The sequence below is a fragment of the Moorena sp. SIO3I6 genome (assembly GCF_010672095.1).
This window is the reverse complement of sequence record NZ_JAAHHU010000346.1, coordinates 1-4,628: the sequence shown is the minus strand read 5'-3', so window position 1 is coordinate 4,628 and position 4,628 is coordinate 1. Positions and strand designations below refer to the sequence as shown.

The window sequence follows — 4,628 nt, the reverse complement described above, 5'->3', positions numbered from 1 at the left end:
CTGCCTATAATTCCATGAACTATCTCCCGGAAACGGTGGATAGTGTTTTTCGGCAAACCTTTACTGACTTTGAAATATTAATTGTTGACGATGGTAGCTCGGATGGTGTTGAGCAATGGGCTGCTGAACTAGTAGACTCACGGGTGAAATTTATTGCCCAAGCCAACCAAGGCGTATCCGTAGCCCGTAATACAGGAATTGCTCAAGCTCAAGGGGAATATATTGCATTGTTAGATTCTGATGACCTCTGGGAACCAACCAAGCTGGAAAAACAGGTGCGTTGTCTCGATGACCATCCCAAAGTAGGCTTGGTGCATAGTTGGGTTGCTTTGGTAGATGAGCACAGTCAGCCTACAGGTAGATTTTTTATTCCTACTGCAGAAGGGGATGTCTGGCAGCAACTGCTTGAGTGCAACCCCATCACTTGTTCTTCAGTAATGGCACGTCGTTGCTGTTTTGAAACGACTGGAGGATTTGACCCTAACTTGCGCTCCGCTGAGGATTGGGATCTGTGGATTCGCATTGCTGCTAATTACCCTTTTGCTCTAATCAAGCAACCTTTAGCTTACTATCGACAGCTTTCTAGTAGTAAGTCCAAAAATTGCCAATTGGTAGAAAAATCTCTGACTAGGATCATCGAGAAAAGCTTTCAATCTGTACCCTCTGAGCTACTTTATCTCAAAAGCCATAGCTATGGTTATGCCAACCTCAACTTAGCTTGGAAATCTCTGCAGACGGTTGAGAGTGATTACCGACAGGCAAATTATTATCGTCAGCAAGTGCTTCTACACTATCCTCAGATGCGCTTCTCTCTAAACTTTATCCGTTTGAGTGTTGCGATCGCACTGATGCACTTCTTCGGACCTAAGGGCTACAGCAGATTTCTAGAGGTATTTTACAGTCTGCGTCGGCGTCTATCAAGTTTTGCACGATAAACAAATCTGATTACTGTTTTTGGAAAACATAACTCCTAACGTTAGTATCAAAAATTCTCTTCCTATTCGCCCCAAAGAATGGTTCTTAGTATTTCGATCTCCTGCTATCGAAGATGCAGAAATTCAGGAAGTTGTTGCCAGTATGCAAACAGGTTGGTTGGGTACTGATCCGAAAGTAGCACAGCCGGGATGAGTTTCTTGATGGTATGACGGCTGAAAATATCGGGGTTGGGGTGCATTATCTAAGTATTCCCGAACATCCTTACTATCAACAAACCTTTGGTTGGCAGCCAGAAAATTATCCAAAAGCGATGGCTATTGGAAGGCAAACAGTGAGTTTGCCCTTGTCAGCCAAGTTGACGAATGAGGATGTTAATGATGTAATTTTTGCGGTTAAAAATTTGCTCAAATAATACATCTGTAGGAGTGAAAGTTTGTCGCAGTTTAAAGCTTTCTGTTAAAGGAAAATTCATCAAATTATAAATTTATAAAGTCCACAAAAATGAGTATTTCGATTACGAGGATCCGTACAGCCACTGCGGATGAGTGGGATTTAATTTGGCAAGAATGCGATTATGCAACCTACTTTCACTCCCGAGAGTGGGCAGAAATCTGGAATGTTTATACCAAGGGCAAGATGCGTCCGGAGCCTAAGCTAATTTTATTCTCAGACGGAAAAAAGGCATTGCTTCCGCTTTCATCGCAGAAAAGATTCAAAGGATTGGGTAAACAATATATTTCTTCTCCAGCAGGAACTTTTGGTGGTTGGATTTGTGTGGATCAGCTTGATGTCAAACATGCCAATTTATTAGTTGATTTTTTAAGTAACAAACTTGGTAATCTCTATTGGCGAATGAATCCTTATGATCAGCTTGCCTTGAAACTAGGATTAATCAATAGCCAAGATGATGAAACTCATACCATCAAGCTGCAAGTTGAGTTTGAGGCTATCTACAAGAAATGGTCAAGGGGGCATAAATCTGCGACCAAAAAGGCAAAAAAAGCCGGTTTTTTAGTAAAAACAGCCTCTACGCTCGATGATTGGAGCCATTATTATCAGGTTTACGAAGACTCCTTGAGGCGATGGGGAGATAAGGCTTCTTCTAAATATGAATGGGAATTGTTTAATGATATTTTTCAGCGACATTCAGCTAACACCAAGCTTTGGTTAGCAATTTATCAAGAGCAAGTTGTTTCTGGAATACTCTGTTTTTACGCAAAAAAACATGTAGTGTATTGGCATGGTGCAACTCTGGAAGATTTCTTTCATCTTCGTCCAGTCAATCTTCTGATGTATGAGAGCATCAAAGATGCTTGTGAGCAGAAGTATGACTGCTTTGATTTTAATCCTAGTGGTGGGCATGAGGGAGTAAAAGAATTCAAGCAAAGGTTTGGAAGTGAAGCTCTGTCATGTCCCATTGTAACTGCTGAAGATTCAATCACCCGTGTTCTTGCAGCAGTCAAATCCAAGCTTAGATAAAACACGTATTGTAAGCAAAAAATATTCTATATAGGAGATTCATTTCGATGACAGATTGGGACACATATGCTAAACTAGGAATTCTGCAAGCAGTTATTGATCCGTCTGACAATCAAGGCTTCAAGAATCGCCTGATTGATCAGATTCAGTGGCGCTTGATTCAGGAAAAGTTGAAAAAATCAAAAAAACTTTTGGATTTTGGCTGCGGTACTGGCAGATTTGCTCCTAGGATTACAAATTTGGGAATTGAGTATACAGGAATTGACTCATCTGAAAACATGATTCAGGTGGCAAAGGATATTCATCAGTCACCTATTTTAAAATTTATTCATTTCAATGGTGTAGAAATTCCTTTCCCAGATAACAGTTTTGATACTTGCCTTTCCAGTGGCGTATTTCAGTATCTGATCAAGGAACCTAATTGCCAGAAAATATTATCTGAAATACGCCGCGTCCTAGTTCCGGGGGGATGTTTAATTATGGATGAGCAGGTCAGTCTCTCCAATCAGACTTCGGCGTCAGGAATGCTTGTGCTAACTGAACTTGACTACAAGAATGAGATATCTAATAGTTTTTCTGTCAAGTCAGTCTGTAGAGTTCGCGGTGGTTATTTGTCTAAGGTGTCACATCTTTCATTCCGCGTGGCTAAACTTCTTCCCTGGGCTTTTGATGTCTCTTTAGATTATTTGGCACAACGGGAGATTCGGAAAATTAAAAAAGTAAGTAGTGACTATCTATCGACTATGAAGTATTACGAGGTACTCATTGAATCGGAAACAAAATAAGCAAACTATAAAAAATAACTTGAACTATTAATGCTTTTGTTCGGGCAATATTTTATGGGTCCACTCACCATGAAAAAGTTCAGGTTATTTCTTATATAATTTGAATTGGATTAGTATAGAGGATAATTGGAGTATTATATGCTTTTAAATAAAGTTATTTTAAATAAAGTTAATGGAATCTGCTACAAATTAGATATTTCCATCTTATATCAATCTGAAGTTGGTATTAAATGTTTTAACCAACTTCTCTCAAGCGACATATTAAAATATTTTTGTGTTGGCGAGATTAAATCATTACAATTGGAATCCTTATACCTCTGTGCCGATGGATTAAAAGACTCACATACTCTTGTCAACACTAATATTGTTGACTCTCCACATTTTGATTTAATGAAAAATCTTAAAAATAACAAAGATGTCATGGAGTCTAGTTATGTAAAAAGAGTGAATAGAGGAATATTAGATTTTCGATCACCTCGCAAAGTCAACCATAATTATATAGCATTTCTCAAAACAAAATATCAAGAAAAAATGAATTCAATAAAAATTGGTAATTATGAACCAATCAAAGTATTTAATGTTGATGGGCGATACTTTATTGCTGATGGAAAGCATACCGCCGCTTGTTGTGCTCTAATAGGTGTCGAAGCAAAAGTCATTCATCTTTCCAAAGTAATATACGATAGTTTCTGGATTTGGGTTTATAAAAAAATGCTAAAAAACAGCAATGAATACAAAAAGAACATTGAATTTTTCAAGTCTGCTCTTAGAGATTATGCCTAGCTGGTAGTAATTTTTAAGTGAGACGTACATCTGTTGAATAAGTTGAATAAATAGTCAAAGAGCTTTGCAGAGGAAGATTTAATGTCCCTTAAACGAGTTGCCACATCTGGAGTAAAGTGGTCTTTAGTGTCCCAAGTCGGGCGGCAGGTGATGCAGTTTGTCACTACTGCTATCCTTGCCCGCCTACTCTCACCTTCTGATTTTGGCTTACTGGGCATGGCGATGATTGTGATCGCATTTATAGACCTGTTTAAGGATTTGGGCACCTCATCAGCAGTAATTCAGCGGAAAAATATTTCTGATGCACTTTTGCATAGCCTCTTTTGGATCAATGTAGCCTTGGGAATCTTAGGGATATTTGTTATCTTTGTTATCTCACCACTGGCTGCCAGTTTTTATCAGGAACCGAGGGTCACTTCAGTTCTGAGATTCCTCTCATTGAACTTTTTTATTTCTGGTATCAGCATCTTACAGAAAGCCATTTTAGAAAAAAATTTAGCATTCAATACCTTAGCCAAAATAGAAATTTGTGCGATCGTGTCTGCTTCCTTCGTTGGCATTGGTTCAGCTCTTCTAGGATTTGGGGTATGGAGCTTGGTCTACCAATCATTAGTATTAGTGACAGTAACAACAGTTATGCTTTGA

The 4,628-nt window shown here is 38.7% G+C and carries 7 protein-coding genes; all 7 read left to right on the top strand.

Features of this window, described 5'->3' with window-relative positions:
* A partial coding sequence (locus F6K49_RS35745) for a glycosyltransferase (protein WP_293104420.1) occupies positions 1-935 on the top strand: 935 nt, incomplete at its 5' end.
* A gap of 19 nt (positions 936-954) precedes the next feature.
* Entirely contained in the window at positions 955-1,128 is a 174-nt protein-coding gene (locus F6K49_RS35740; protein ID WP_158069616.1) for a hypothetical protein, read from the top strand.
* Between the two features lie 13 nt (positions 1,129-1,141).
* Positions 1,142-1,348 (top strand): DegT/DnrJ/EryC1/StrS family aminotransferase, encoded by a 207-nt coding sequence (locus F6K49_RS35735; RefSeq protein WP_081431218.1) that lies wholly within the window; start codon positions 1,142-1,144, stop codon positions 1,346-1,348.
* A 224-nt stretch (positions 1,349-1,572) separates the two neighbouring features.
* Positions 1,573-2,415, top strand: coding sequence for a GNAT family N-acetyltransferase (locus F6K49_RS35730; RefSeq protein ID WP_293104412.1), 843 nt, complete (start codon positions 1,573-1,575; stop codon positions 2,413-2,415).
* A 47-nt stretch (positions 2,416-2,462) separates the two neighbouring features.
* On the top strand, positions 2,463-3,200 hold the full coding sequence (locus F6K49_RS35725) for a class I SAM-dependent methyltransferase (protein WP_075900371.1): 738 nt from the start codon (positions 2,463-2,465) through the stop codon (positions 3,198-3,200).
* A gap of 138 nt (positions 3,201-3,338) precedes the next feature.
* A complete protein-coding gene (locus F6K49_RS35720) occupies positions 3,339-3,983 on the top strand; it encodes a hypothetical protein (RefSeq protein WP_293104407.1) in 645 nt (214 codons plus the stop codon).
* Positions 3,984-4,064: 81 nt separating this feature from the next.
* Entirely contained in the window at positions 4,065-4,628 is a 564-nt protein-coding gene (locus F6K49_RS35715) for an oligosaccharide flippase family protein (RefSeq protein ID WP_293104404.1), read from the top strand.